At 73.1% G+C, this 25,370-nt stretch carries 24 protein-coding genes; 7 read left to right on the forward strand and 17 right to left on the reverse strand.

Translation table 11 applies throughout. The annotated features are described in order from the left end of the window. Positions 1 to 18: 18 nt before the first annotated feature. Positions 19 to 1,779, forward strand: coding sequence for an RICIN domain-containing protein (locus MQP27_RS25020; RefSeq protein ID WP_242767654.1), 1,761 nt, complete (start codon positions 19 to 21; stop codon positions 1,777 to 1,779). Here MQP27_RS25020 and MQP27_RS25025 read toward each other — a convergent pair. From MQP27_RS25025 to MQP27_RS25040, 4 genes are read right to left on the reverse strand one after another with little or no spacing between them, the layout of a single operon-like run. Next, positions 1,766 to 2,545 carry an enoyl-CoA hydratase/isomerase family protein gene (locus tag MQP27_RS25025; RefSeq protein WP_242767656.1) on the reverse strand — a complete coding sequence of 260 codons (780 nt, stop codon included), beginning with the start codon at positions 2,543 to 2,545 and terminating at the stop codon, positions 1,766 to 1,768. The genes MQP27_RS25020 and MQP27_RS25025 overlap by 14 nt on opposite strands. 1 nt (position 2,546) lies before the next feature. Further along, a complete protein-coding gene (locus tag MQP27_RS25030) occupies positions 2,547 to 3,635 on the reverse strand; it encodes an acyl-CoA dehydrogenase family protein (RefSeq protein WP_242767657.1) in 1,089 nt (362 codons plus the stop codon). Next, entirely contained in the window at positions 3,622 to 4,515 is an 894-nt protein-coding gene (locus MQP27_RS25035; protein ID WP_242767658.1) for an acyl-CoA dehydrogenase family protein, read from the reverse strand. Before MQP27_RS25035 ends, MQP27_RS25030 begins: the two co-directional genes overlap by 14 nt. Beyond that, positions 4,493 to 5,911, reverse strand: coding sequence for a class I adenylate-forming enzyme family protein (locus tag MQP27_RS25040; RefSeq protein WP_242767660.1), 1,419 nt, complete (start codon positions 5,909 to 5,911; stop codon positions 4,493 to 4,495). The genes MQP27_RS25035 and MQP27_RS25040 overlap by 23 nt, the downstream gene beginning before the upstream one ends. A 97-nt stretch (positions 5,912 to 6,008) precedes the next feature. Between MQP27_RS25040 and MQP27_RS25045 the strand changes: the two genes are divergently transcribed. Then, positions 6,009 to 7,010, forward strand: a complete 1,002-nt coding sequence (locus tag MQP27_RS25045) for a ferredoxin--NADP reductase (RefSeq protein WP_242767661.1) — start codon at positions 6,009 to 6,011, stop codon at positions 7,008 to 7,010. Here the strand turns inward: MQP27_RS25045 and MQP27_RS25050 are convergent. Genes MQP27_RS25050 through MQP27_RS25065 form a run of 4 tightly spaced genes read right to left on the reverse strand, consistent with a single transcriptional unit; the run spans position 6,987 to position 11,035 of the window. Continuing rightward, complete coding sequence (locus MQP27_RS25050) at positions 6,987 to 8,042, reverse strand: CaiB/BaiF CoA transferase family protein (protein ID WP_242767662.1); 1,056 nt, start codon at positions 8,040 to 8,042, stop codon at positions 6,987 to 6,989. The genes MQP27_RS25045 and MQP27_RS25050 overlap by 24 nt on opposite strands. Beyond that, positions 8,039 to 8,995, reverse strand: coding sequence for an LLM class F420-dependent oxidoreductase (locus MQP27_RS25055; protein ID WP_242767663.1), 957 nt, complete (start codon positions 8,993 to 8,995; stop codon positions 8,039 to 8,041). Before MQP27_RS25055 ends, MQP27_RS25050 begins: the two co-directional genes overlap by 4 nt. Before the next feature lie 14 nt (positions 8,996 to 9,009). Beyond that, complete coding sequence (locus tag MQP27_RS25060; RefSeq protein ID WP_242767664.1) at positions 9,010 to 9,432, reverse strand: cobalamin B12-binding domain-containing protein; 423 nt, start codon at positions 9,430 to 9,432, stop codon at positions 9,010 to 9,012. Between the two features lie 22 nt (positions 9,433 to 9,454). Beyond that, positions 9,455 to 11,035 carry a methylmalonyl-CoA mutase family protein gene (locus tag MQP27_RS25065; protein WP_242767666.1) on the reverse strand — a complete coding sequence of 527 codons (1,581 nt, stop codon included), beginning with the start codon at positions 11,033 to 11,035 and terminating at the stop codon, positions 9,455 to 9,457. Between the two features lie 69 nt (positions 11,036 to 11,104). Here MQP27_RS25065 and MQP27_RS25070 point away from each other — a divergent pair, with 69 nt between their 5' ends. Together MQP27_RS25070 and MQP27_RS25075 are read left to right on the forward strand one after the other, a co-directional pair. Beyond that, the gene (locus MQP27_RS25070; RefSeq protein WP_242767667.1) at positions 11,105 to 12,142 is read left to right on the forward strand and encodes an enoyl-CoA hydratase/isomerase family protein; all 1,038 of its coding nucleotides are present in this window, start codon (positions 11,105 to 11,107) and stop codon (positions 12,140 to 12,142) included. Next, entirely contained in the window at positions 12,132 to 13,517 is a 1,386-nt protein-coding gene (locus tag MQP27_RS25075; protein ID WP_242767668.1) for an amidohydrolase family protein, read from the forward strand. Before MQP27_RS25070 ends, MQP27_RS25075 begins: the two co-directional genes overlap by 11 nt. On the opposite strand, the gene MQP27_RS25080 is transcribed toward MQP27_RS25075, so the two are convergent. Genes MQP27_RS25080 through mftA form a run of 8 tightly spaced genes read right to left on the reverse strand, consistent with a single transcriptional unit; the run spans position 13,480 to position 20,570 of the window. Continuing rightward, positions 13,480 to 14,817, reverse strand: coding sequence for a CoA transferase (locus MQP27_RS25080; protein ID WP_308289984.1), 1,338 nt, complete (start codon positions 14,815 to 14,817; stop codon positions 13,480 to 13,482). The genes MQP27_RS25075 and MQP27_RS25080 overlap by 38 nt on opposite strands. Continuing rightward, positions 14,814 to 16,247, reverse strand: coding sequence for a mycofactocin biosynthesis glycosyltransferase MftF (mftF, locus tag MQP27_RS25085; protein ID WP_242767669.1), 1,434 nt, complete (start codon positions 16,245 to 16,247; stop codon positions 14,814 to 14,816). The genes MQP27_RS25080 and mftF overlap by 4 nt, the downstream gene beginning before the upstream one ends. Further along, complete coding sequence (locus MQP27_RS25090) at positions 16,244 to 17,044, reverse strand: mycofactocin-coupled SDR family oxidoreductase (RefSeq protein ID WP_242767671.1); 801 nt, start codon at positions 17,042 to 17,044, stop codon at positions 16,244 to 16,246. The genes mftF and MQP27_RS25090 overlap by 4 nt, the downstream gene beginning before the upstream one ends. Before the next feature lie 2 nt (positions 17,045 to 17,046). Next, entirely contained in the window at positions 17,047 to 17,724 is a 678-nt protein-coding gene (mftE, locus tag MQP27_RS25095; RefSeq protein WP_242767673.1) for a mycofactocin biosynthesis peptidyl-dipeptidase MftE, read from the reverse strand. After that, positions 17,721 to 18,899, reverse strand: coding sequence for a pre-mycofactocin synthase MftD (gene mftD, locus MQP27_RS25100; RefSeq protein ID WP_242767674.1), 1,179 nt, complete (start codon positions 18,897 to 18,899; stop codon positions 17,721 to 17,723). Before mftD ends, mftE begins: the two co-directional genes overlap by 4 nt. A gap of 19 nt (positions 18,900 to 18,918) precedes the next feature. After that, a complete protein-coding gene (mftC, locus tag MQP27_RS25105; RefSeq protein WP_242767676.1) occupies positions 18,919 to 20,142 on the reverse strand; it encodes a mycofactocin radical SAM maturase in 1,224 nt (407 codons plus the stop codon). Next, complete coding sequence (gene mftB / locus MQP27_RS25110; RefSeq protein WP_242767677.1) at positions 20,139 to 20,435, reverse strand: mycofactocin biosynthesis chaperone MftB; 297 nt, start codon at positions 20,433 to 20,435, stop codon at positions 20,139 to 20,141. Before mftB ends, mftC begins: the two co-directional genes overlap by 4 nt. A gap of 12 nt (positions 20,436 to 20,447) precedes the next feature. Further along, positions 20,448 to 20,570, reverse strand: coding sequence for a mycofactocin precursor MftA (gene mftA, locus MQP27_RS25115; RefSeq protein WP_242767678.1), 123 nt, complete (start codon positions 20,568 to 20,570; stop codon positions 20,448 to 20,450). An 82-nt stretch (positions 20,571 to 20,652) separates the two neighbouring features. On the opposite strand from mftA, the gene mftR reads away from it, so the two are divergent. Beyond that, complete coding sequence (mftR, locus tag MQP27_RS25120; protein ID WP_242767680.1) at positions 20,653 to 21,282, forward strand: mycofactocin system transcriptional regulator MftR; 630 nt, start codon at positions 20,653 to 20,655, stop codon at positions 21,280 to 21,282. 26 nt (positions 21,283 to 21,308) lie between these two features. Here the strand turns inward: mftR and MQP27_RS25125 are convergent, their stop codons facing one another. Next, positions 21,309 to 22,004, reverse strand: coding sequence for a type 1 glutamine amidotransferase domain-containing protein (locus tag MQP27_RS25125; RefSeq protein WP_242767681.1), 696 nt, complete (start codon positions 22,002 to 22,004; stop codon positions 21,309 to 21,311). Between the two features lie 88 nt (positions 22,005 to 22,092). Here MQP27_RS25125 and MQP27_RS25130 point away from each other — a divergent pair, with 88 nt between their 5' ends. After that, positions 22,093 to 23,046: a LysR family transcriptional regulator gene (locus tag MQP27_RS25130; RefSeq protein ID WP_242767682.1), complete on the forward strand. Its 954-nt coding sequence runs from the start codon at positions 22,093 to 22,095 to the stop codon at positions 23,044 to 23,046. Between the two features lie 76 nt (positions 23,047 to 23,122). Next, a complete protein-coding gene (locus MQP27_RS25135) occupies positions 23,123 to 25,294 on the forward strand; it encodes a TerD family protein (RefSeq protein WP_242767683.1) in 2,172 nt (723 codons plus the stop codon). Positions 25,295 to 25,370: the final 76 nt, after the last annotated feature.

Below are 25,370 nucleotides of genomic sequence, written 5' to 3' on the forward strand. Positions count from 1 at the left end.
CGTGAGGAGAACCCCTTCATGAGCCGCATCCCCCTGCCCGGACGCCGACGGCAGCGCGCCAGAGCGACCGCCGCGTTCGGTGCCGTCGTGCTCGCCGCCGCCCTCGGCACCGCGGTCCCGGCGCACGCCTCCCCGACCTCCGCGACCACCCTGGTCGTGAACGCCGACCAGACCCTTCGCCCGGTCACCCATGTCGCCACCGGCAGCCTCTACGGCCTGGACACGGCGAGCGTGCCGACCGACAGTCTCGTGCAGCCGCTGAAGCCGAACACCTTCGTGCAGATGGCGCCGGGCGGCAGCCAGCTGCCCAACGGCGAGCCCGCCCCGGGCGGGGACGCCCTCGTGGTCGCGCCCGAGGCGGCCAGGGCCGGCGCCAAGGTGGTCGTGCGGATGCCGGACTGGTATCCGAACTTCCCCTACAAGTGGGTCAGTTGGAGCGACTGGCTGTCGGCCGTGGACAAGCAGATCGCGTCCGTGAAGTCGTCCGGCGCCACGAACATCGCCGCGTACGAGCTGTGGAACGAGCCCGACTGGACCTGGGACACCACCAACGCGGGTGCCTTTGACGCGGGTTGGGCACGGACGTACAAGGAAGTGCGGGCGAAGGACACCAGCACACCGATCCAGGGCCCGAGTTACTCGGCCTGGAACCAGTCCTGGATGACCACCTTCCTCACCGACGCCAAGGCGAGCGGCACGGTCCCCGACATCATCGCCTGGCACGAGTTGCAGGGCAGCCAGGGCATTGCCGCGCACGTCTCCGCGTACCGCGCGCTGGAAAGCAGCCTCGGCATCAGCCCGCGTCCGATCGCGATCGAGGAGTACGGCACCACGAGCGAGGTCGGCGTGCCCGGGCCGCTGGTCGGCTATGTCGCCAAGTTCGAGCGGGCCGGCGTGCACGACGCGGAACTCGCCTTCTGGAACCACTACGGCACCCTCGGCGACACCCTGACCGACACGGGCGGATCGCCCAACGGCTCGTACTGGCTGTACAAGTGGTACGGCGACATGTCCGGGAACATGCTGGTCACCACGCCTCCGGCGCAGACCGGCATCGACGGCTTCGCCGCGCGCAACGCGGCCGGCAACCAGATCAGTGTCGTCACCGGCGGCTGCACCGGCTCCTGCGCCGTCACCGTCAACGGGCTGTCCTCGCTGTCGGCGTTCGGCGGCACCGTGCACGTGAGACTGGAGTACACGCCCTCCAAGGGCCGTACGACGGCGGTCTCCGGGCCGGTCACCGTCTCGGACGCCGACTACACCGTCAGCGGCGGGTCCATCACCGTCCCCGTCACCATGAACGCCTCCGACGGCTACCACCTCACCATCACGCCGAGTGGCAGCTCCACGTCGCTCGCCGGGCGGTATCAGATCACCAACAAGAACAGCGGGCTCGCGCTGGACACCAGTGGCGCGGGCACCGCTCAGGGAACGGCGGTCGTGCAGGCGACCTCGACCACCGGCACCGACCAGAACTGGACCCTGGTGTCCGCCGGGAACGGCCTCTACAAGATCCAGCAGCAGGCGAGCGGCCTGCTCCTCGGCATCAACGGCATGAGCACCAGTGACGGCGGCACCGCTCTGATCTGGGGCGACAACGGCACGGCCGACCACCTCTGGCAGCTGATCCCGGACGGCAGCGGGTACTACAAGATCGCCAACTACAACAGCGGTCTTCTGCTGGGTGTCAACGGCATGAGTACGTCCTCCGGCGCCCAGGTCCTGCAGTGGGACGACAACGGCACGGCGGACCACCTGTGGAAGCTCACTTCTCGGTGAGCCTGGCCAGGGTGTCGCGGAAGTCGTCGGTCTGGAAGGACTGTTCTTCGGCGCTCGTCGCGTAGTCGAGGGTGGCGAGCACCGCGCGTTCCAGGTGCATGTTGAGGACGCGTTTGGTGCTCTCCGCCGCCTGCCTCGGCAGCCCGGCGATCCGTTTCGCGCAGGCCGTCGCCTCGGCCAGCGGGTCGGCCACCACGTGGTTGGCCAGCCCCAGGGCGACGGCCTTCTCGGCCGGGATGCGGGCGCCGGTGAGGGCGTACTCCTTGGCGAGCAGCAGACTGGTGTGCAGCGGCCAGGTGAGCGGGCCGCCGTCGGCGGCGACCAGGCCGACCTGGACGTGCGGGTCGGCGAGGTGGGCGGACTCGGCCATGTAGACGATGTCGCTCAACGCCACCAGGCTGCAACCCAGGCCCACGGCGGGTCCGTTGACGGCGGCGACGACGGGGACACGGCAGCGGACCATGCCGAGGACGATGTCCCGGCCGTCGGCGATGGTCTTCGAGCGCAGGTCGGGGTCCTGCCTGATCTCGTCCAGGTAGGCGAAGTCACCGCCCGCCGAGAACGCCTTGCCCGCCCCGGTCAGCACGGCCGCGCGGGCCTCCCGGTCGGCGGCGAGCCGCGGCCAGAGCCGGGCGAGGCCGGTGTGCAGCGGGTCGTTGACGGCGTTGAAGACGGCGGGCCGGTTCAGGGTGATGATCCGCAGGGGGCCGTCCGCGCGGACGTCGATCTCCTCGGGCATGCCGTACAGGTTCTGATCGTCCGTCATGTCAGGCTCCCAGTCCGAGGATTCGGGCGGCGACGATGTTCTTCTGGATCTGTGAGGTGCCGCCCATGACGCTCTGCGCGCGGCTGTAGAGGTAGGCGTGCAGGAGGTCGGGGTCGCCGGTGCCGCCGACGGCCAGGGCGGCGTGGCCGACGGTCTGTTCCGTCCAGGTCATGAGCAGTTTGTCGAGGGAGCCCTCGGGGCCGTGCGAGACGCCGTCGAGCTGCTCGGACAGGCGTCGGCGTACGTGCAGGCGCAGCATCTCCGTCTCGACGATCGCCCAGGAGAGTTCGGGCGGCGGGGTGCCGTCGGTGCGGGCCAGGAGTTCCCGGACGAGTTTGCCGTAGCGGGCGGTGAAGCCGAGGGTGGAGGGTTCGCGTTCGTGGCCGACGACCGTCATGGCCAGCGCCCAGCCCTCGCCGGGTGCGCCGACCATCTGGTCGGCGGGTACGGTCGCGCCGTCGAGGACGACCTGCCCGAACTCCTTGGTCACCCCGCTCATCATCTTCAACGGCCGCTGTTCGATGCCCGGTTGGTCCATGGCGACGATGAACGCGGAGATGCCCTTGTGGCGGGGGGCGTCCGGGTCGGTGCGGGCGAGCAGGAGGCACCAGTCGGCGACGTCGGAGTAGCTGGTCCAGATCTTGTGGCCGTGCAGGACGTAGGTGTCGCCGTCGCGGGTGGCGCTGGTGGTGAGGGAGGCGAGGTCGGAGCCGGCGCCGGGTTCGCTGAAGCCCTGGCACCAGCGTTCGGTGCCGTCGATCATGCCGGGCAGGAAGCGGCGGCGCAGTTCCTCGCTGCCGTGCCGGCCCAGCCCTTGGACGAGGTAGCCGAGGCTGGGGCGGGCGGGAGCGCCGGCGCGGGCGAGTTCCTCGTCGAGGATGACGTCGTAGACAGGCGGGAGTTCGTGACCGCCGTACGCCTTGGGCCAGGACAGGCCGAAGAAGCCGGCCGCGTGCAGGGCGCGGTGCCAGTCGCCCTGGCGGGCCCAGTACTCGTCGCCGGAGGTGGGGAAGGCGCCGGCCTGCTCGGTCAGCCAGCCGCGCAGGCGGTCGCGGAAGGCGGCCTCCTCGGGCGAGTCACGAAAGTCCACGGTCGATCTCCTCCAGGCGCACGGGGAACAGCTCGGCGGACGCCAGCGCCCGGCGCAGGCGTACGTGGGCGAGGCACTCCCAGGTGTTGCCGATGCCGCCGTGCACCTGGACGGCGGTCTCGCAGACGGTGCGGGCGGCTCGGGCGCAGTAGAGCTTGGCGATGCGGGCGGCGTGCAGCGCCTCGTCGGGCGGCAGTTCGTCGACGGCCCAGGCCGCGTGCCGCAGCACGCTGATCGAGCCCTCGATCAGGGCCAGTCCTTCGGCGAGGAGGTGGGCGACGGCCTGGTAGGAGCCGATGGTACGGCCGTACTGCTCGCGGATCTTGGCGTAGTCGACGGCGAGGGCATGGGCGCCGCGGGCCGTGCCGAGGAGGTCGGCGGAGGTGGCGACGAGGGCCAACGTCCGCCAGCGGACGGCGGCTTCGTCGGTCAGGGTGGCGATCTGCTCCCGGTTGCCGCGCAGTTCGGCGTCGCGGCGGGTCAGGTCGACGCCGGAGGTGAGCGGGCCGACCTCGGTGGCGAGCACCCGGCCGCCCTCCGGCTCCACCGCCTGCCGCATGCCGCGCGCGTCCCGCGCCGCGCCGGCCACGGCGACGGTCGCCGAGGAGGCACCCGGGGCCAGGTCGTCGGCGAGCACGGGTCCGAGCAGCGGTACGTCGACCAGTCCGCGCCCGAACTCCTCGACGACCAGGGCCACTTCGACGCCGGAGGCGCCGTCGGACCGCAGGGCCCGCCAGCCGGTCGCCTCGACCGCCTTCTCCAGCCGCGCGATCCGGTCGGCGTCGTCCAGGTCCAGGACGGCACCGGGCCCGAGGTCGTTCGCCAACCGGGCGGCCGCGTCGCGGAGTTGGCGCTGCTCAGCTGTGAGACGTACGTCCATCGCGCTCCTTGAGTGCCTGTTCCTTGAGGACCCGCCGCAGCACCTTCCCCGAGGGCAGGCGCGGGATCCCGCTCACGAACTCGATGTGTCGCGGCCTCTTGTAGGAGGCCAGGCGGCTGCCGATCAGCTCGATCAGTTCCTCGGCCTCGACGGGCGCGGCCCGCTGCACGGCCGCGATCACGGCCTCGCCGTCGGCGCCGTCGGGGATGCCGAACACCGCGCAGTCGGCGACCGCCGGATGCCCGTGCAGCACGGCCTCCACCTCGGCGGGGGCGACCTGGAAGGCCCGTACCTTGATCATCTCTTTGGACCGGTCGGTGAGGTGCACCCAGCCGTCCGCGTCGAGGCTGCCGACGTCGCCGGTGCGGTACCACCCGTCGTGCAGGGCGTCCGCGGTGGCCTCGGCGGGCAGGTACCCGGCCATCAGGGACTGCGAGCGCACCTCGATCTCACCCGTCTCGCCCGGCCCGAGTTCCTCCCCGGTCTCCAGCGAGACGACGCGCATGCTCACCCCGGGCACGGGCCGGCCGGGTGTGTCCAGGCGGGCGCCGTCGAGCGGGTTGCAGGCGATGACGGGCAGCTCGCTGGCTCCGTAGGCGGGCACCCAACCCACTCCCGTGCGCCGGGTCACCGTCTCGGCGATGCTCGGGGTCACCGGGGTCGCGCCCCACATGATGTAGCGCAGCGAGGAGAGGTCGTAGCGCTCCAGCTTCGGGTGGGAGGCGATGGCGAGCGCGATCGGGGCGACGGCCATCTCGACGGTGATGCGGTCGAGTTCGATGTGGTGCAGCAGCCGGTCGAGGTCGAAGCGGCGGTGCAGCCGCAGCCAGGCACCGGCTTCCAGGGCCGTGACGATGTTGAGCAGCCCCAGGATGTGCGAGGGCGGGGTGGCGATCTGGATGCGGTCGGCGGAGGTGAGACCGAGAGCGTCCCGCCAGTGGCGTACGGCCGCGGCGAGCGAGCCGTGCGTGTGCCGGACCGCCTTGGGCATGCCGGTGGTGCCGGAGCTGAAGACCAGGACGGCGTCGGCCCGCGGGTCGTAGCGGACCTCGTCGCCGCGGCCCGGCTCGATCGGCTCGTCGAGGTGCAGCATCGGCATGAGCCCCCTGAGCACCGGATGGTCGCCGATCGCGTGCGCGGGCCGCGTGATCTCCAGGGCGTGCTCCACCTCGCCCCTCCTCCACGCCGGACTGAGCAGTACGACCGCGGCGCCGAGCCGCCAGACGGCCAGCACCGCGAGCACGAACTCCGGCCGGTTCGACGACATCAGCGCGACCCGGTCCCCCGCCCCGACGCCCCGCCGGGCAAGCCGCCCGGCCAGGCCGTCGGCGAGTGCCGTCAGCTCCGTCCGGCCGTACTCGCGGTCCTCGAAGACCAGCGCGGCCCGTTCGGTCATATCCCGCCCCCGCCCGTTGAGAGGGTCCCATCTACTGAGCGAGAATAGTATTCTCGCTTTGTTAGAACCTTGATACCAGAGGTAGAGGAGGGCGTCCATGGCGAGCCCCGCCCTGTTCCGGCGTGCGACCGTCGTCAAGATCGTGGAGGAGACCGCCGACGCCCGGACGTTCGTGCTGGACCCGCACGGCGGGCGATTCACCTACCAGGCAGGGCAGTTCTGCGTCTTCCGGGTGCGCGTCGACGGCCGGCACCTGCTGCGCTCGTACTCGATGTCCAGCGCCCCGGAGACCGACGCGGAGCTGATGACCACGGTCAAGCGCGTCCCGGACGGCAAGGTCTCCAACTGGCTGCTCGACCACGTGTCGGAGGGTGACGAGCTCGAACTCACCGAGCCGCGCGGCCTGTTCTGCCTCCGCCCGGCCGACTCGCCGCTGCTCGGCTTCAGCGGCGGCAGCGGCATCACGCCGATCCTCTCCCTGGCCAAGAGCACGCTGGCCGCCACCGACCGCAGCGTCCGGCTGCTGTGCGCCGACCGGGACCGCGACGCGGCGATCTTCCGGTCGGTGCTGGAGGACCTGGCCGCGCGGCACCCGGGGCGGCTGACGGTCGTACGGCATCTCGATGCCGAGCGGGGATTCCTGGACCCGGCCGCCGTACGGGAGTTCGTCGGCGCGGACGGCGACGGGGACGCGTATGTGTGCGGGCCCGAGCCCTTCATGGAGCTGGTGGAGTCGGCGCTGCCCGGGCCCGGACGGGTGTTCAGCGAGCGGTTCGGCGGCGATGCGCCCGCGCCCGTGGTGAACGGGAGCAGCGCCCCCGAGGTCTCCGGCACCGTCACGATCCTGCTCGGCAACAAGCGGGTCTCGGTGCCCAAGCACCCGAACGAGACGCTGCTGCAGAGCGCCCGCCGGGCCGGGCTCACCCCGCCGTTCTCCTGCGAGGCGGGCAACTGCGCCAGCTGCATGGCCAAGTTGACCGAGGGCAGCGCCACCATGCGCGTGAACGACGCCCTGACCGAGGAGGAGGTGGCCGAGGGCTACGTCCTCACCTGCCAGGGCGTCCCGGACGAGGGGTCAGTCACCGTCCACTACGAGTGAGCCGTGCTCGCCCAGGCGCGGCGGCGGCCGGTACTCGGGCTCGTGTCCGGCGATCCGGACCGGGCCCGCGACCAGCCGGAAGTCACCGGCCCGCACGACCATCTCCGGGGTGGCGTCCAGCGCTTCGGGCAGGGTGCGCACGGCCGCCGCCGGGACGCCGAGGGGACGCAGGCGCACCTCCCAGCCGCGGGCGGTGTCCGCGGCGAGGGCCCGGGTGACGGCGGCCAGCACCTCCTCGCGGCGCGCGGCGCGCTCGGCCATCGTCGGGAAGCCGTCGATCCCGGCTTCGGCGGCGAAGCTCTTCCAGAAGCCGTCGTGCGTGACGAAGAGCGCCAAGTGCCCTTCCGCCGTGGGGAAGAGCTGGGCGGGCACGTAGTAGGAGTGTGCGCCGTTGGGCATCCGGCGTGGCTCGACCCCGTCGTTGAGGTAGGCGGCGGCCCGGTAGTTGAGCTGGGCGAGCATCACGTCCCGCAGCGCGACGTCGACCTGACCGCCGCGCCCGGACACGATCTGCGCGAGGAGCCCCAACGCGGCCGTGAGAGCGGCGGAGTTGTCGACGGACGAGTACCCGGGCAGGGTCGGCGGGCCCTCCGGGTCGCCGGTGAGCGCGGCGACGCCGGTGGCGGCCTGGATGACGTAGTCGAAGGCCGGGTCGTCACCGCCGTCCAGGCCGTAACCGGTGACGGCGACGCAGACGATCCGCTCGTTGAAGCGGCGCATGCTGTCGTACGTCAGCCCGAGCCGCCGTATGACCGACGGCTTGAGGTTGACCAGGAGCGCGTGCGCGTCGGCGGCCAACTTCCCCAGTTCCGCCCGCCCTTGCTCACTGCCGAGGTCCAGGCAGATGCTGCGTTTGTTGCGGTTGATGCTGGCGAAGTAGGCGTCGCCCACCTGGCGGGAGAGGTCGCCGCCCGGTGGTTCGACCTTGGTGACCTCGGCGCCGAGGTCGGCGAGGAGCATGGTGGCGAACGGGCCCGCGAGGATGTGGCCGACCTCCAGGACGCGCAGACCGGCGAGGGGGCCCGCGGTCACCTGAACTCCGCGGCGAGGTGGGCGATCATCTCGCGGGTGCGGCGCTTGGAGGCGACGAGTTCGTCGCGGCCCTCGCCGATCGGCAGGAGTCGTACGGACAGGTCGGTGACGCCCGCGTCCGCGAACCGTTCGAAGCGGGCCGCGATGGCCCTCTCGTCGCCCGCCGCGCACAGGTCGCCGATGTCCTCGGCGTCGCCGTGGTCGAGCAGGCGCTGGTAGTTGGGCGAGATCTCGGCCTCGCCGAGGATCCGGTTGGCGCGTTCGCGGGCCGCGTCGACCTCGGAGGGGCCGCACAGGCAGACCGGGATGCCGGCGACGACGCGCGGGGCCGGGCGCCCGGCCGACTCGGCGGCCTTGGTGATGCGCGGGACGACGTGCTCGGCGACGGCGCGTTCGTCGGCCATCCACAGGATGGTTCCGTCGGCCCGCTCGCCCGCCAGCTGGAGCATGACCGGGCCCAGGGCCGCCAGCAGGACGGGCAGTTGGGCGACGGGGGCGAGGTCGAGGGGGTTGTGCACGGTGTAGGTGCGGTTCTCGACGTCGATGGGGCCGGGGCCCCGGCGGGCCGCGTCCAGGATGTCGAGGTAGTCGCGGGTGAGGCCCGCCGGGCGCTCGTAGGGCAGGCCGAGCATGTCCTGGATGATCCAGTGGTGCGAGGGCCCCACGCCCAGCGCCAGCCGTCCGCCCGTCGCGGCCTGCGCGGACAGCGCCTGGCGGGCGAGGGCGATCGGGTGCTGGGCCTGGAGCGGTACGACGGCGGTACCGAGCTCGATCCGCGAGGTGCGCGCGCCCATCAGGGCGACGGCCGTCAACGCGTCGAAGTCCGTGGGTATCTGGGGAATCCAGGCGGTGTCCATGCCCGCCGACTCGGCCCACTCCACGTCCGCGATCATCCGTGAGACCTTGCGGGCCGAGTCGCCCCGCTCGGGCCCGATCATGACGCCGATCCGCACGTTCCCTCCAGGGGTCAGGGTTTCGAAGACTCCGCGCCCGCGGCGGGCCGGGACGAGGTGAGGGCGCGTACGTCCGCCACCACGACGTCGAGCGGTGTTCCGGTGGGGAACACCGCGGCCGCCCCCGCCTCCTTCAGCCGGGGCACGTCCGCCGGGGGGATCGTGCCGCCGACGACGACGGTGATGTCACCGGCGTCGGCGGCCCGCAGCCCCTCGACGGTCCGGGCCGTCAGCGCGAGGTGCGCGCCGGAGAGCATGCTGAGGCCGACCAGCGCCACGTCCTCCTGGACGGCGGTCGCCACGATGTCCTCGACCCGCCTGCGGATGCCGGTGAAGACGACCTCGAAGCCGGCGTCGCGCAGCGCCCGCGCCACGATCTTGGCGCCCCGGTCGTGTCCGTCCAGGCCGGGTTTGGCGATCAGGATCCTGGTTCCCATCAGAGCACCACCGTCGCCCTCATCAGAACACCACCGGTTGCCGGAACTCGCCCCACACGTCCTTCAGCGCCGTGACCATCTCGCCGACCGTGCAGTAGGCGTTCGCGCAGTCGACGAGGGGGCCCATGAGGTTGTCGCTGCCCTCGGCGGCGCGCGAGAGGGCGGCGAGCCGGTCTCGTACGGCGGCCGGATCGCGCTCGGCCTTGACCCGGGCGAGCCGCTCCAGCTGGGTCTCGCGGCCCTTGGCGTCGAGCTCGTAGCCGGCGACGTCCGGCGCCGGCTCGTTCTCGTCGACGTACCGGTTGACCCCGACGACGGGCCGGGTACCGGCCTCGACGTCCCGGTGCACGCGGTAGGCCTCGTCGGCGATGAGCCCCTGCAGATAGCCGTCCTCGATCGCCCGGACCATGCCGCCGTGCGCCTCCAGGTCGGCCATGATCTCGACGATCCGCTCCTCGGTGGCGTCGGTGAGCGCCTCGACGAAGTACGAGCCGCCGAGCGGGTCCGCCACCCGGGCCACGCCGGTCTCGTGGGCGAGGATCTGCTGGGTGCGCAGGGCGAGTGTCGCCGACTCCTCGCTGGGCAGCGCGAAGGGCTCGTCCCAGGCGGCGGTGAACATGGACTGGACGCCGCCGAGCACCGAGGCGAGTGCCTCGTAGGCGACCCGGACGGTGTTGTTGCGGGCCTGCGGGGCGTACAGCGATGCGCCGCCGGCCACGCAGCCGAAGCGGAACATGGCGGCCTTGTCGGACGCCGCGCCGTACCGATCCCGCACGATCGTCGCCCAACGCCTGCGCCCGGCACGGTACTTGGCGATCTCCTCGAAGAAGTCGCCGTGCGTGTAGAAGAAGAAGGAGACCTGCGGGGCGAACTGATCGATCGTCATACGGCCGCGTGCCAGCACGGTGTCGCAGTACGTCACCCCGTCGGCGAGCGTGAACGCCATCTCCTGCACGGCGTTGGCGCCCGCGTCCCGGAAGTGCGCGCCGGCCACGGAGATCGCGTTGAACTTCGGCACCTCGGCCGCGCAGAACTCGATGGTGTCGGCGATCAGCCTGAGCGACGGCTCCGGCGGCCAGATCCAGGTGCCGCGGGAGGCGTACTCCTTGAGGATGTCGTTCTGGATGGTGCCGGTGAGCTTCGCCCGGGGCACGCCCCTGCGCTCGGCCGCGGCCACGTAGAAGGCGAGCAGGATCGCCGCCGTGCCGTTGATGGTGAAGCTGGTGCTGATCCGGTCCAGCGGGATGCCCTCGAACAGCACCTCGGCGTCCGCGAGGGTGTCGACGGCGACGCCGACCCGGCCGACCTCCTCGCCGACCTCCGGGTCGTCGGAGTCGTAGCCGCACTGGGTGGGCAGGTCGAGCGCCACCGAGAGGCCGGTGCCGCCCTGCTCCAGCAGATAGCGGTAGCGCCGGTTCGACTCCTCCGCGGTGCCGAAGCCGGAGTACTGCCGGAGCGTCCACAGCCGCCCCCGGTAGCCGGAGGCGTAATTGCCGCGCGTGAACGGGAACGCGCCCGGTTCGGGCGGCTCGGCAGCCCGGTCGGCCGGTCCGTAGACCGGCTTGAGCGGGATGCCCGACGAGGTCTGGGCGAAGTCATTCATCGCCGGATACGGTACTTGCGAAAAATGAGAATGCCAATACCAGCAGAGAGAATCGACTACGCTGGGCGAATGGAACGGACCGGCGTCGACGAAGGGCTGCGGCTGGCTGCCGACGGACGCCCACAGGCCCCGATCCGCCGCCTCGATCTCGACGACTGGCAGGGCGAGGACCCGGCGGCCGCCGCGGAGCAGGTGCGCGAGTCCCTGTCGCTCACGATCGGGGTGGCGACCCGCCGGCCACCCGAGCGTCTGCGCCCCCTGCTGGACGCCCTCACGCTGACCCTCGCCGGCCCTCAAGTGGCGCCGGACGAACGGGCGTTGGTGCCTGTGGAAGCCCCGGAGCAGGCGTACGCCACACTGACCCGGGCCGTCGGCCGAAACCCGCGGGCGGCCCTGGCCCTGGGCCAGCTCCTGCGGCAGACCCCGTCCCTCGGCACCCTCCAGGCACTGGCGGCCGAGGCGGCGGCGTACTCGATGCTGCTCGGCGGAATCGAGTTCGCGGCCTGGCGGGTCGGCCGAAAGACCACGCCCACCCCGTGCGACCGGCCCCTCGTCCGCGCCGACCGGAACGGCGATCGCCTGTCGATCCTCCTCGACCGGCCGGAGCGACGGAACGCGTTCAGCTTCCGCATGCGCGAGGAACTGTACGAGGCCCTTGAGCTCGCGCTCCTCGACGACACGATCGACGAGGTCGAACTCACCGGTGCCGGGCCGGTGTTCAGCAGCGGCGGCGATCTCGCCGAGTTCGGGAGCGCCCGGGACCTGGTGGCCGCGTACCTGGTCCGTCTGGACCGGGGGCCGTGGCGGCTGATCCACCGGCTGCGGGACCGGACGACGGTCCGCGTCCAGGGCGCGGCGGTCGGCGCGGGCATCGAGATGGCCGCGTTCGCCGGCCGGGTGGTCGCCTCGCCGGACGCGTTCTTCCTGCTGCCCGAGGTGGCGATGGGCCTGGTGCCGGGCGCGGGCGGCACGGTGAGCGTGCCGCGGCGGATCGGGCGGTGGCGGGCGGCCTGGATGATGCTGAGCGGGGCCCGGATCGACGCCACGACCGCGCTCCGGTGGGGGCTGATCGACGAGATCGACGAGCTCGACGACCATGACCGGTGAGGCGCTGCTCCTGCGCGCAGTGGAGCGCTACCCGGCCAAGGAGTTGGTCGACGTCCGGATCCGGGCGGGGGTGGTGACGGAGATCGGCCCTCAACTCCCCTCCCTGCCTGACGAGTTGGTCGTACGAGGTGATGGTGGCGCTCTGCTGCCGGGGCTGGCCGATCACCACCTGCACCTCGCGGCGATGGCGGCGGCCGAGGCCTCGGTCGATCTGGCCGGTGTCCGACGGGAGCGTCTGGCGCCGGTGTTCGCGGCGGCGCGGACGGCCGAGGACGGGTGGGTGCGAGCGGTCGGGTACGACGACGTGGTGCACGGTGAGTTGGACCGGGATGTGCTGGACGGGTTCGGCGGCGGGGTGCCGGTGCGGGTGCAGCACCGTTCCGGGGCGCTGTGGGTGGTGAACTCGGCCGGGCTGGCGCGGCTCGGGGAGCATGCGGGCGTGGAGCGGGACGCCGCCGGGCGGCCGACGGGTCGGTTGTGGCGGGCGGACGCGTGGTTGCGAGCGGCGATCGGGGGGCGCCCGCCGTCGCTGCGGGCGGTGGGGGCGCGGCTGGCGGCGTTCGGGGTGACGCATGTCGCGGATGCCACGCCGGACGCGGGTGCGGCCGGGGTCGTCGCCGACGCGGTACGGCGGGACGAACTGCCCCAGCACGTCATGGTGATGGCCGCGGACTCGGGCCCCTCCGCGCACCCCCGCCTGACCGTCGGCCCGGTGAAGCTGGTCGTCGCCGATCACGCCCTCCCCGACCTGGCCGACCTCACCGACCGCGTCCGCCGGGCGCATGCCGACGGTCGTCCTGTTGCCGTGCACTGCGTCACCCGCACGGCCCTGGCCCTGACGCTCGCGGCGCTGGAGGCGGCGGGCGGGGTCGAGGGCGACCGGGTGGAGCACTGCGCCGTCGCCGACCCGGCCGCCGCGAAGGAGCTGGCGGCGCGGGGAGTCCGGGTGGTCACCCAGCCGACGCTCGTCGCCCGGCGCGGCGACGACTACTGGAGCCGCGTGGAGCCCGAGGACCGGCCCGACCTGTGGCGGTACGGCGGCCTGCTGCGGGCGGGCGTCCGGGTGGCACCGAGCAGCGACGCACCGTACGGGGACCCGGATCCCTGGACCTGCCTGCGGGCGGCGACCGGGCGGAGGACGCCCTCGGGGCGGGTGCTCGGTCCCGAGGAGCGGGTGCCCGCGGAGACGGTTCTGCGCGGCCTGCTGTCGCCACTGGACGACCCCGGGGGCGCCGCCCGGCGGATCGTCGAGGGCGGGGCGGCTGACCTCGTGCTGCTGGACCGGCCACTCGCCGAGGCGTTGCGGGCGCCGGACGCCGGTCAGGTGCGGGGGACGTTCATCGGGGGGCGGGTCGTGTACGGCGACCTCGGGTGACGGCCACTTCCGCCAGCACCCGGCGGGTGTCGACGCCCATCACCGGGGCCCGACCCGACGGTTCGGGTATGCGCGGCGGGCGTACCGGCGCGGTCCGGCCGAGCGCCGGGCACTCCACCTCGCCCGCACTCACCGTGTGCGGCCCGTGCCCGACCGGGCCCACCCCCGCGAACCCCGCCGCCACATCCCGCATCGACACGTCGATCAGCTGTCCCCCGCCCCCAGCGACGGACCCCATCACCCCCGTCGCGGCCACCAGTCCGGTCAGCGGATCGGCCACCGCGTCCGCGCAGAACACCGGCTCCCCGCCGGACCGGCCCACCAACCCGCCCGCGACAGCCGCGTCGTCGCCGAAGGCCACCCGCTCGGCGTGCCCGCGCCCATACCCCGTGATGCTCACCCACACCTTGCCCGCCCGATGCCCGAGCCGCTCCGGCGCCAGCCCCAACTGGCCCAGCGCGCGTGGCCGCGAGGCCTCGATCACCACGTCGGCGGCGCGCACCAACTCGGCGAGGGCGGCTCGCCCTTCGCCGGTGGTGAAGTCGACGGCGACGCTCTCGTGCCCGGCGTGGAGCCAGTCGTAGAAGCTCCGGCTGCCGGACCGTGCGCCGTCAGGCCGCCGCGTGCTCTCGACCTTCACGATCCGGGCGCCGGCCCGGCCCAGCAGGTGGGCGCAGAGCGGGCCGGCCCAGAGGGAGGAGAGGTCCACGACGAGGGAGTGATCGAGGCGCAGGCCGGGGACCGGTGGGGCGATGCGGGTGACCCGCCAGGGGGCTTCGGCGGGCGCCGGCTCGGGCGGCAGCGCCGCGACCGGTAGCCCGAACTGCCGTACATGCGCGGCGAATTGGTCCGCCTCCGTGTCCCGCACGGCCATGGTGAGGGCCACCCAGGGGTCGGGGACCTCGGACCGGCCCAGGATCGCGGGGACGAGTTCGAGGTCGTCGGGGCGGCTGAGGGTCAGCGCGCACCAGCCGTCGGAGGCCCTCAGCAGCCTGGTCGCACCGCCCGCCGATGTACGCCCCCGGCGAGTCAGGTTCCGGGCGCCGGCCCGTCCGGTCAGCAGGAGAGCCGGGTCGGGGTCGACGGGCGTGCCGATCCGAGCGCTCAGCCAGGTCAGGGCGCTTCCGGTCTCGCGCAGCAGGGACCACATCGAGCCGGGCGTGACCACGGGCGGTCCGTCCCCATGGCCGGTGAGGGCCATGGCCCCGGAGGCGGCCCAGTCGACGATCGGGCATCCGTCGTCCGGGACCGGCGGAGGCGCCGACTCGCCCACGGCCCGCAGCCACCGCCGCACACTCACCGCTCCCGCCTCCTGCCCCGAATCTCCGGCAGCAGACAGCGACCCGACCTTCCCCGAACCGCCCCCGCCCACACCCCCGCCCCATAGGCGAGGTCGTCCACCCGTCGCGCGAGGACGAAACGTACGCGGTCCAACTCCGGTGCGCAGCGCCGGTGTTCGAGGAATCCGTCGACCACGGCCGCCAGCGCCGTCGCCCGCCGCACCCGCCGGGACACCAGGCACCCGGCCGCCGTCAACGGCCACCAGTGCCGCAGCAGCAGAGCCGCCGTCTGCTCCGCCGTGGCCGCGAGGCCGAGCCCGGTGAGGGAGGCCGCGAGGCGCCGCGGATCGGCGGTTCCGGCCGTGATGTCCCGGGCGTAGCCCCGGGTCACCCCGATGGCCACCGCAGCGGCGACCGGCACCGACCAGGGGCGTTGCGCGAGCAGGGCTGCGGCGGTCACGGCGGCCCAGGGAGTGAGCGTGGCCGGGGCGATCGCGGAGCCGTGGCGTTCGGCGAGTGCGTGCGCGCCGGTGCCGTAATAGGCCTTGCGTGCAAGCCAGTTGGTGAATCGGGTGCGGTGGTCGTGCCGGGCGGTCACCGTGGGGTCGTAGCGGATACGTCGTCCCTCGGCGGCCAGCCGCCAGACCAGGTCGACGTCCTCGCCGACCCGCAGGCGCTCGTCGAATCCGGTGCCGAGCGCGTCGACCCGGGCTACCAGGCAGGCGCTGGGGATCCAGGCGACGCGGGAGCGGGGGTGGACGAGGGCGGGGTGCGGGCCGAGGTCGAGGGAGGAGCGGGCGGCTTCGTAGCGCGACAGCCAGCCGGGGGCCGGGGTGTCGAGGCCCAGGACGCGGGGTGCGACGGCGGCCAGTCGGGGGTCGTTGAAGTGGCGCAGGAGGGTGGGCAGGGTGTCGGGGGCGAGGACGACGTCCGAGTCGGTGAAGGCGACATAGGGCGTACGGACCTGGCGCAGGCCCGCGTTGCGGGCCGCCGCCGGGCCGCGGTTCTCGGCGAGGGCGATCAGCCGGGCGCCGTGGCGGGCGGCGACGCGGGCCACGGCGAGGGGGGCGCGGGAGCCGTCGTCGACGACGATGACCGGTGTTCCGTCGCCGATGCCGGCGAGCAGCCGGTCCAACTCCTGGGCGCGGTCACGGACCGGGACGACGACGGTGACCGACGCCGTCTCCAGGGGCGGGAGTTCGGCCACGACGGGGTGGGCCAGGCCCAGGGCGACGAGACGTTCCGCGAGCCGGGCGGCGAGTGGGGTGTCGAGGCGGATGCGGCCGTTCTTCAGCAGGGGCCCGGCGGCGGCAGCGAGGCGGACGAGTCGGGGCGGCGCCCCGCCGACGAGGACGCGCCCGCCGTCGTACTGCCGTACCTGGGAGCCGAGTTCGACGACGGAGCCGGGCGGCAGGCCCGGCCCGGCGGTGGTCGTGCCCGGTGTCGTCATCCGCGGAACCCTCCCTCCGCGCTCATGACGGCGCCGTTGGCGACGCCTCCGTGGGGTGAGCAGCAGTAGGCGATGAGGGAGGCGACCTCCTCCGGCTCGACGAGGCGGCCCTGGAGCTGCGAGTCGGTGAAGGCCTCGACGTCGTCCAAGTCGTAGAGCGCGGCCGTCGCCCGCAGCATGTCGGTGCGGGTGGAGCCCGGGGACACGGCGACCGCCGTCACGCCGGTGTTGACGAGGTCGGCGGCCAGGCCGCGGACCAGCCCGACGACAGCGTGCTTGGCGGCGCCGTACCCGCTGAGGTGGAACAGTCCGCGGGTGCCGGCGGCCGAGGCGACGGCGACGAACCGGCAGCCGCTCGGGGCGGGCCCGGCGAGGAAGTGCGGGACGCAGACGGCCGCGGTGTGCCAGACGCCGAGGACGTCGACCTCCCACAGGGTGCGCAGGTCGGCCTCGGGGGTCTCCCACAGGGGCCGGCCGCCGTTGATGACCGCCGCCGCGGCGACGGCCGCGTCGAGCCGGCCGAACCGCTCGACGGCCTTGGCCGCGGCCCGCTCCAGTGCGGCCCGGTCGCGTACGTCGGCCACCTCGGCCAGCACCCGGCCGGGGTGTTCCGCGGCGAGTTTCTCCAGGTCCTCGCGGCCGGCGAGGCTGTAGTTCACGCCGTGGCCGCGGTCCGGGCCGTCTCCCGCGCAGCTGTCCAGGGCGAGGACCGAGTACCCGTCGGCACAGAGGGCGCGGACCGTCGCCGCGCCGATGCCGCGGGCCGCGCCGGTCACGAGTGCAACGCGTCCGGTCATCGTCACGCCCCCTCGGTCCGGAGGCGGGCGGCGACGTCGGCGACCAGGGCGTCAAAGAGGCGTGCGCCTTCCGCGGCGGTCGCGGTCGTCGGATCGCCGAGCACCCCGGAGGCCGACACGGCAGCGACGCCTCCGGCGACGAGGGCGGGCATCAACTCCCTGATGGGCGTGGGGTTTCCGCGCCAGGCCCGGTCCATGTGGACCAGTTCCGGGGCCAGATGGAGCATGAGGGAGGTCTCGGTGTGTCCGGCGTGTGCGTCGCCGCCCGCGGGAGAGCACGGCACGTGTACGACGTCCTGGCCCTCGGCCACCAGGCGACGGACCGCGTCGGCCAGACAACCGGCGTTGCCGCCATGGCCGTTGAGGAGGACGACCCGCCCGGACCAGAGCGTGAGCGAGCGGACGAGCTCCACGAGGACGAGCCGCAGCGCCTCGTTGCCGATGGACACGGTCCCGGGGAAGCCCTGGTGCTCCCCGCTGGCCGCGTACACGACGGGCGGGGCCACGACGACCTCCCCCGGCAGCCGTGCCGCCACCGCGTGCGCGACGGCGTCCGCGATGCGGGTGTCCGTGTCCAACGGCAGGTGCGGGCCGTGCTGTTCGAAGGAGCCGAGCGGCACCAGGACGAGCGGCCCGTCCGGTACGTCGGTCCAGGTGAGCCGTGCCAGGTCGGGCGTCATCCCCGCTCCGGGGCGGTGCGGGTGAAGCCCGGTGGGATCAGTACGTCGTCCGGCGTGAGGTCGTGGATCGAGCCGCGGCCGAGGCCGCGCAGGGCCGAGTCGATGCCGCCCGCCAGGACGTCGAGGACGTTCTCGACACCCGCCTGTCCCCCGGCCGCGAGCCCCCACAGGTAGGCGCGCCCGATGAGGACCGCGCGAGCGCCCAGGGCCAGCGCCTTGACGACGTCACTGCCGCGTCGGACGCCGCCGTCCAGCAGGACCTCGATGCGGTCGCCGACGGCCTCCGCCACCGCGGGCAGCAGACGGATCGGCGCGGGCGTGGTGTCGAGGTTGTTGCCGCCGTGGTTGGAGACGGACAGCGCGGTGGCGCCGATGTCGACGGCCCGGCGGGCGTCGTCGACGCGCGAGATGCCCTTGACGAGGAAGGGGCCCTGCCACTCGTCACGCATCCAGCGCACGTCGTCCCAGCTGGGCGGCGGGGTGCCCATCCACTGCCCGTACGCGCCGAAGAAGGCGGGGGCGACGCCGTTCTCGTCGGCCAGGTTGGGGGTGGTCAGGTCGGGGAGGCTGCCGGAGCGGGCGTAGTCGAGCAGCCAGCCGGGCCGGGACAGTCCCTGCGGGGCGAGCTTGGCCATCGCCTTGAGGTCGAGGCGTTCGGGGATCCAGGGGCTGCCCCAGTCGCGGCCGTGCGAGAAGGACCAGTCGAGGGTGACGATCAGCCCGGCCGCCCCTGCGGCGCGGGCCCGCTCCATCGAGCGGAGCATCGAGTCCTTGGAGCCCATCCAGTACATCTGGAAGAAGGTCTTCGGGTTCGCCGCGACGACCTCCTCGACCGGTTTGCTCGCGAACGAGCTGAGCCCCATCGCGGTGCCCCGCGCGGCGGCGGCCCGCGCGACCGCCAACTCGCCCTCGGGATGGACGGCTTGGACGCCGGTCGGCGAGATCACCACGGGCAGCGCGATCTCCTGGCCCATCACCGTCGTGGCCGTGGCCCGCTCGGCGGCGAGGTCGGCCACGTGCGGCGCGAAGCCCAGCTCCTGGAACGCGGCGGTGTTGTCCCGGTAGGACACGCCCGCCTCGGACCCGGCGAGCAGGGCGCTGTAGACGGACTTGGGGAGCCGCTGCTTCGCCCGCTGCTGGGCGTGCGCGACGGTCTCGAACCAACGGTGGCCCATGGGTGCCTCTCACAAGGGGTTACGGGAGTTCGGCGGGCCGGAAGCCGGCCAGCGGGTGTTCCTCGCACGGGGAGACGGGCGGGGTGCGGGAGTCGTCCGGGCGCCCGCCGATCGAGACGAACACGGGCTTGCGGCCGCGGTGCGAGTGGTCCTGGCCCTGGGCGGGGACAGTACGGTCCGGATCCGCCAACGCCCTTTCGCCGTGACCCTGTACGCATTCGGGGTCGGGGCCGTCGAGCGGCAGCCCGGTGAAGAACTTGGCCGCCATGCAGCCGCCGCGGCAGGAGTCGTAGGCCGAGCAGCTGGTGCACGCGCCGCCGGTCTGCGGGCGGCGCAGGTCGGTGAAGAGGTCCGACTCGCGCCAGACCCGGGTGAAGCCGCCCTCGTCGCGGACGTTGCCGGCCTTGAAGGTGTCGTGGATGGCGAACGGGCAGGCGTAGACGTCCCCGACCGGGTCGATCAGGCACACGACCCGTCCGGCGCCGCACAGGTTGAGGCCGGGCAGCGCGCCGCCGTAGGCGGACAGGTGGAAGAAGGAGTCCCCGGTGAGGACGTCCTCGCCGTGCGCCGACAGCCAGTCGTAGAGCTGCCGTTGCTGGGCCGCGGTCGGGTGGAGCTCGTCCCACACGTCGGCGCCGCGGCCGGACGGGCGCAGCCGGGTGAGGCGGAGCTGGGCGCCGTAGCGGTCGGCGATGGCCTTGAACTCGTCGAGCTGGCAGATGTTGTGGCGGGTGGCGACGACCGAGATCTTGAAGCCCCGGAAGCCGGCCGCCCGCAGGTTCACCATGGCGCGCAGGGCCGTGTCGTACGAACCCCTGCCGCGCACCGCGTCGTTGACCTCGGCGGTGGCGCCGTCCAGGGAGAGCTGTACGTCGACGTAGTCGGAGGCCGCGAGACGGCGGGCCGCCTCCGGGGTGATCCTGACGCCGTTGGTGGAGAACTTCACGCCGACGCGGTGGGCCGTGGCGTAGTCGACGAGTTCCCAGAAGTCGGGGCGGACGGTGGGTTCGCCGCCGCCGATGTTGACGTAGAAGACCTGCATGCGGGCGAGCTCGTCGATGACGGCCTTGCACTCGTCGGTGCTCAGCTCGTGCGGGTCGCGGCGGCCCGAGCTGGACAGGCAGTGGACGCAGGACAGGTTGCAGGCGTAGGTGAGTTCCCAGGTCAGGCAGATCGGCGCGTCGAGGCCGTACTGGAAGTGGTCCACCAGCCGGGCGGGACGCGGGGGTGCGGGGGTCGTCATGGGGCCTCTCCGGGCCGAGGGGGCGTACGTCGCACGATCATGTGGGAGGTCGCCAGCGTCTCCAACGCGGCCCGGTAGCGGGCCAGTTCGTGGTCGTGGATGCCGGCGGTGCGGCAGGCGTCCGCGGCGCTGGGCTCGTCGGTCAGGAGGCGGACGGCGGCGAGGAGCCGGAGGTCCTTGAGGAACGACAGACGGCGCGTGCCGAAGTGGTAGAGCAGGGCCCCGAAGGGTTCCGGGCGGACCGCGACCTGGGGGTGCAGGGTCCAGGTCCCGGCCATGTCGAAGGACGGCATCGGACGGCCGGCTCAGTACACGCCGCACATGCCGTCGATGGAGACCTCCTCGACGAGCAGGTCCTCCTCGACGAGTTCCTGCCCGGCCGGTTCCTGCTCGGCCGTACGCTCTTCGGTCTGCACGTCAACAGCCATGAGAAGCTCCCTCTCACTGCGAGATATGCAAGTTCTGTACCCCTCGGACCATAATGGCACCCGGTGCCGAAAGGAAGAGCGCGTGCTGAAATCCTCGGAGTCCCCCTCCGCCGAGCCGCCCTCCCGTGTGGGGCGGCGGCCGTCGACGTCCCGCGCGGAGCTGGAGCGGCACGCCCTGCGGCTGTTCGCCGAGCGCGGTTTCGACGAGGTGACCGTCGAGGACATCGCAGCCGCGGCCGGCATCGGCCGCCGTACCTTCTTCCGCTACTACAAGTCGAAGAACGACGCCGTGTGGGGCGACTTCGCGGGCGAGCTGCGGCGGATGCGGGAGGTCCTCGACGGCTGTCCGCCCGGGATGCCGATGATGGACGCGCTGCGCGAGGCGGTCGTCGACTTCAACCGGCTGGACGCCGCCCAGATCCCCTGGCACCGGCTGCGCATGCGGCTGATCCTCGAAGTGCCCGCCCTCCAGGCGCACTCGACCCTGATGTACGCCGAATGGCGGGCCGTGGTCGCCGAGTTCGCCGCCCGGCGGCTGGGCGAGCCGGCGGACGCCCTGCTGCCGCAGGTGATCGCGTACGCCTGCCTGGGCGCGGCCGTGGCCGCCTATGAGCAGTGGCTGCGCCAGGACGGCTCCGACCTCGCCGGTTTCCTGGACGAGGCGCTGCGGGCGCTCGCCTCCGGATTCGGCGAGCCGCCCCGGCGGGACTGACCGCCCTCGGCCCGCCGAACGGTGCGTCAGCCCAGCTTCTTCAGCAGCTCGGTGGCGAGCGGCGCGGAGGAGGCCGGGTTCTGGCCGGTGACGAGGTTGTCGTCGACGACGACGTTGGGGGCCCAGGGCTCGCCGACCTGGACCTGCACGCCGGCCTCGGTCAGCCGGTCCTGGAGCAGCCACTTGGCCTTGTCGGCGAAGCCGGACTGGGTCTCCTCGGCGTTGGTGAAGGCGGCGACCCGGCGTCCGGCGAAGCTGTTGGCCCCGTCGGCCCGGGTGGCGGCGAGGAGCGCGGCCGGGGCGTGGCAGACGACGCCGAGGGGCTTGCCGGAGTCGAGGGCGCGGGTGAGCAGCGCGCCGGAGTCCGCGTCGACGGCCAGGTCCTCCATGGGGCCGTGGCCGCCGGGGTAGAAGACGGCGGCGTAGTCGTCGAGGTTCACGTCCTCCAGCCGGACCGGGTGCTGCAGCTCGGTCGCCGCGGCGAGCACACCCGCGATCCGGTCGGCGTTCTCCTGCCCGCCGTTGACCTCGGCGGCGAGGCTGCCCCTGTCGACGGTCGGGACGACACCGCCCGGGGTGGCGACGACGACCTCGTGGCCTGCGGCCTTGAACGCCTCGTAGGGGGCGACGGCCTCCTCGGCCCAGAAGCCGGTCGGATGCTTGGTGCCGTCGGCCAGGGTCCAGTGGTCGGCGCCGGTCATCACGAAAAGGATCTTCGACATGGGGTCTCTTTCGCACGCGGATCGTCGGGAAGGTGACGCCTTCGACCGTATCCCCGCCCATCCATAGGAATCCAATAGGCTCAGCCATATGAGGAATAGGGAAACCAATGCCCGCGAGGCCGGCGGACAAGCCACCGGTGCACCCGCGCTGGACCTGAACCTGCTGCGTACGTTCCTCGCCGTGTACCGCACGGGTTCCTTCACGGCCGCGGCGCGGCTGCTCGGGCTGTCGCAGCCCACGGTCACCACGCAGGTGCGGGCGCTGGAGCGGCAGCTGGGCCGGGAGCTGTTCGAGCGGCAGGCGCGCGGAGTCTCCCCCGCTCCGTACGCCGACGAGCTCGCCGCCCGCATCGTGCAGCCCCTGGACTCCCTGGCCATGGTCACGGGCGAGTCCGCCGACGACCGTCCGCCGGAGCCGGTGCACCTGGCGGGCCCGAACGAGCTGCTGACCCGCCGGATCCTGCCCGGTCTCGCGCCCCTGGTGGAGCGTGGTGTACGACTGCGCATCACGCCGGGTCTGACCGAGCCGCTCCTGGACGACCTGCGCGCGGGCCGTCACGACCTGGTGATCGCCACCTTCCGCCCGCGGGGCCGCGCCCTGACCGCCGTACCGCTCTCGGACGAGGAGTTCGTGCTGGTCGCCTCCCCCGCCTGGGCCGAGCGCAGCGGGGGTCCGGCGCGGATCGCGGCCGACGGTCCCGCCGCCCTGCACGGCGTCCCGCTGGTCGCCTATGCCGAGGACCTGCCGATCGTCCGCCGCTACTGGCGGCACGTCTTCGGGCGGCGCCTGGTGCGGCAGGCCGCGGTCACCATGCCCGACCTGAACGCGGTCAAGGCGGCGGTCCTCGGCGGTACGGGCTTCAGCGTCCTCCCTCGCTACTTGTGCGCGGACGAGCTGTCCTCGGGCGCGCTGGTCCTGCTGCACGACCCGGACGACCCGCCGATCAACACCGGTTTCCTCGTGCAGCGGCCGGGCGCCTCCGCCAACCCGCATGTGGCGCTCGTACGGGATCATCTGCTCGAAGCCCTGCGCGACCGGTAGCGGCGGGCAGCCGGGCCCGCCGGTGAGCGCGGAAAACCCGCATGCGCCGTTCGACGGCCTCTGCGACCATTCCGGAATGTCCCACCGACTCGAACCGCTGGTCGTCCGGCACACCCGTCGTCTTCCCCTGCCCACCGGCCCGTCCGGGCAAGGGGACGTCGCGGCGCGCCAGTTCGACGCCGTGCTGATGTCGGCGGGCTTCAAGCTCTCGGCGGAGCTGCTTCGGCGGCTGTCGGGGCTGTCCGAGGGCACGGTCGTCGACATCGCCGTCCGCACGCTGCGCACCGTGCGGGAGCTGGTCGGCGACCATGTGCGGCACAACGTCTACTTCGTCGACTTCCCGGCGAACGTGCCGGACACCTTCGACTTCTGGACGCGCTGCATCACCGAGGTCCTCGCCGAGGACGAGACGCGCGAGCGCACCCTCGCCCAGCTGGCGAGCGGTGTGGTGAACCTGCTCACCCTGCCCTCCTACGGCAACTACCGGCACACGTACGCCGAAATGCTCGCCCACCACGGCGAGTTGATCGCCGCGGCCGGTGACCGCCTGACCGTCCTGCACCTCGGCGGCAAGGCCGAGGACGAGATCAGCGCGCTGTACCTGGCGCTCGCCGGCAGCGGCACGCCGCTCGGCGAGGACGGGCTGCACGACCTCCGGCTGCTCGCCGGGCACTGCGTGGACGGCCCGCAGCCGGAGGCGATACCGGTCCGGGAGAACCGCGCCGTGGTCAACGAGGCGCGTCTGTCGGCCGGTTCGGGCCTGCTCCTCGACACCGTGACCGACGTGCTGCGGCTGGCCTGCGCGCTGTCGGGCGGTGACGTGACGCTCCAGGAGCCCACCCGTTTCCGCACCCTGCCGCGTCCGGTCCGCCGGGCGCTGCTGGCCGGCCTGGACTCGGTCGTCGCGGCGGCCCCCGGCAAGCTCGCCGACGTGGCCGTACACCGCGAGCCGTGGAAGCGGCTCGGTGAGCGGCTGCACCCGCACGAGTACCCGCGGTGGCCGCACGCCGCCGAGGTGTTCGCCGTCGCGCGCGGCGAGCGGGAGGCGCGCTCCTTCGACAGCCGTGTCGAGGAACTGCTCGGCATGAACGACGTGGTCGGGGCGACGGAACTGCTCACCTCCGCGCCGGGAAAGCTGTTCCGTTCGCTGGACCGGCTGCTGCGCACGGCGCTCGACCAGGACGAGCGGGACACCGTGGTGGCCGCCGCCGAGCTGGTCGCGCCGGAGGTGTCCGGCCGGGTCGTGCTGTCGGTGCGCGAGCACCTCCACAACCGTCCCGAGGCGACCGGCGAGCGCCGCGTCTTCGTCAACCGGCTCGGCCGCGCCTGGGTCACCGACGACACCCGGCCGACCGTGCCGCCGATGGAGCGCAAGCGGCTGATCGCCGCCCTCGACGCGGAGATCGGCCGCCGACTCCCGCGCGTGGAGCGCGTGTTGGTCGACCCGGCCGTCCTCGACGTCGCGCTCCCGCTGAGCGGCCGGGCGACCGCGGCGGGCCTCGGCGTGCTGCCGCGCGGCTCCGTCACCCCGGTCGACGGCGAGCTGCTGCGGTTCTTCGTGTACTGGAAGCAGGCCGAACAGCGCACGGACTACGACCTGTCGGGGCTGCTGCTGGACGCCGAGTACAACACCGTCTCCTGGCTGTCGTACACGTCCCTGAGCCGGTTCGAGGGCGAGCACTCCGGTGACATCACCGAAGCGCCCGACGGGGCCTCGGAGTTCATCAACCTGCGGCTGGGCGCGGTGCGCAGCACGTTCATCGTGCCGCAGGTCAACATCTTCGCGGGCGAGGGCTTCGAGGAGTGCGAGGAGTCCTTCTTCGGTTTCATGCTGCGCGAGGGCGAGCAGCAGGGCCGGCCGTTCGAGCCGCGCACGGTGCGCATGAAGTCGGAGCTGCGCGGTCCGGGCCGGGTCGCGCTGCCGCTGGCGTTCCGGCGCGCGCGGGACGGCCGTTGGACCGCGAAGTGGCTGCACCTGTATCTGCGGGGCACCCCGTCGGCCAACCGGGTCGAGGGGAACCAGGTGACGGTGGCGACGCTGCTGCGGGGCATCGCCGACCGCGAGTTCGTCAGCGTCCGGTACATCACCGGCCTGCTGGCCGGCCGCGGTACGACGGTGACGCCGTGGGACGGCCGGTCGGTCCCGGAGGGCCCGGTCACCTACATCGGCCTGGAACGGCCCGAGGGGCTGCACGCGGACTCCCGGATCATCACCCCGGAAAATCTGCGCGACCTGATCCCGGAGTGACTGTTAGGGTCGGCGCAGGCGAGGCCATGAACGGGCTTCCTTCTCAAACTCCTTCTGAAGTAAGTAGCCCGTTCGC

Origin of the sequence: Streptomyces cylindrosporus (assembly GCF_022698165.1) — a bacterium.
Taxonomy (GTDB): domain Bacteria; phylum Actinomycetota; class Actinomycetes; order Streptomycetales; family Streptomycetaceae; genus Streptomyces; species Streptomyces cylindrosporus.

Coding starts and splice junctions, on each gene's coding strand:
- MQP27_RS25060 (WP_242767664.1), bottom strand. CDS start 9,432: ATGGGAACCAGGATCCTGATCGCCAAACCCGGCCTGGACGGACACGAC.
- mftC (WP_242767676.1), bottom strand. CDS start 20,142: ATGACGACCCCCGCACCCCCGCGTCCCGCCCGGCTGGTGGACCACTTC.
- mftA (WP_242767678.1), bottom strand. CDS start 20,570: ATGGCTGTTGACGTGCAGACCGAAGAGCGTACGGCCGAGCAGGAACCG.
- mftD (WP_242767674.1), bottom strand. CDS start 18,899: ATGGGCCACCGTTGGTTCGAGACCGTCGCGCACGCCCAGCAGCGGGCG.
- MQP27_RS25090 (WP_242767671.1), bottom strand. CDS start 17,044: ATGACCGGACGCGTTGCACTCGTGACCGGCGCGGCCCGCGGCATCGGC.
- MQP27_RS25045 (WP_242767661.1), top strand. CDS start 6,009: ATGGCGAGCCCCGCCCTGTTCCGGCGTGCGACCGTCGTCAAGATCGTG.
- mftE (WP_242767673.1), bottom strand. CDS start 17,724: ATGACGCCCGACCTGGCACGGCTCACCTGGACCGACGTACCGGACGGG.
- mftB (WP_242767677.1), bottom strand. CDS start 20,435: ATGCCGTCCTTCGACATGGCCGGGACCTGGACCCTGCACCCCCAGGTC.
- MQP27_RS25035 (WP_242767658.1), bottom strand. CDS start 4,515: ATGGACGTACGTCTCACAGCTGAGCAGCGCCAACTCCGCGACGCGGCC.
- MQP27_RS25125 (WP_242767681.1), bottom strand. CDS start 22,004: ATGTCGAAGATCCTTTTCGTGATGACCGGCGCCGACCACTGGACCCTG.
- MQP27_RS25025 (WP_242767656.1), bottom strand. CDS start 2,545: ATGACGGACGATCAGAACCTGTACGGCATGCCCGAGGAGATCGACGTC.
- MQP27_RS25130 (WP_242767682.1), top strand. CDS start 22,093: ATGAGGAATAGGGAAACCAATGCCCGCGAGGCCGGCGGACAAGCCACC.
- MQP27_RS25135 (WP_242767683.1), top strand. CDS start 23,123: ATGTCCCACCGACTCGAACCGCTGGTCGTCCGGCACACCCGTCGTCTT.
- MQP27_RS25020 (WP_242767654.1), top strand. CDS start 19: ATGAGCCGCATCCCCCTGCCCGGACGCCGACGGCAGCGCGCCAGAGCG.
- MQP27_RS25070 (WP_242767667.1), top strand. CDS start 11,105: ATGGAACGGACCGGCGTCGACGAAGGGCTGCGGCTGGCTGCCGACGGA.
- MQP27_RS25065 (WP_242767666.1), bottom strand. CDS start 11,035: ATGAATGACTTCGCCCAGACCTCGTCGGGCATCCCGCTCAAGCCGGTC.
- MQP27_RS25075 (WP_242767668.1), top strand. CDS start 12,132: ATGACCGGTGAGGCGCTGCTCCTGCGCGCAGTGGAGCGCTACCCGGCC.
- mftF (WP_242767669.1), bottom strand. CDS start 16,247: ATGACGACACCGGGCACGACCACCGCCGGGCCGGGCCTGCCGCCCGGC.
- MQP27_RS25040 (WP_242767660.1), bottom strand. CDS start 5,911: ATGACCGAACGGGCCGCGCTGGTCTTCGAGGACCGCGAGTACGGCCGG.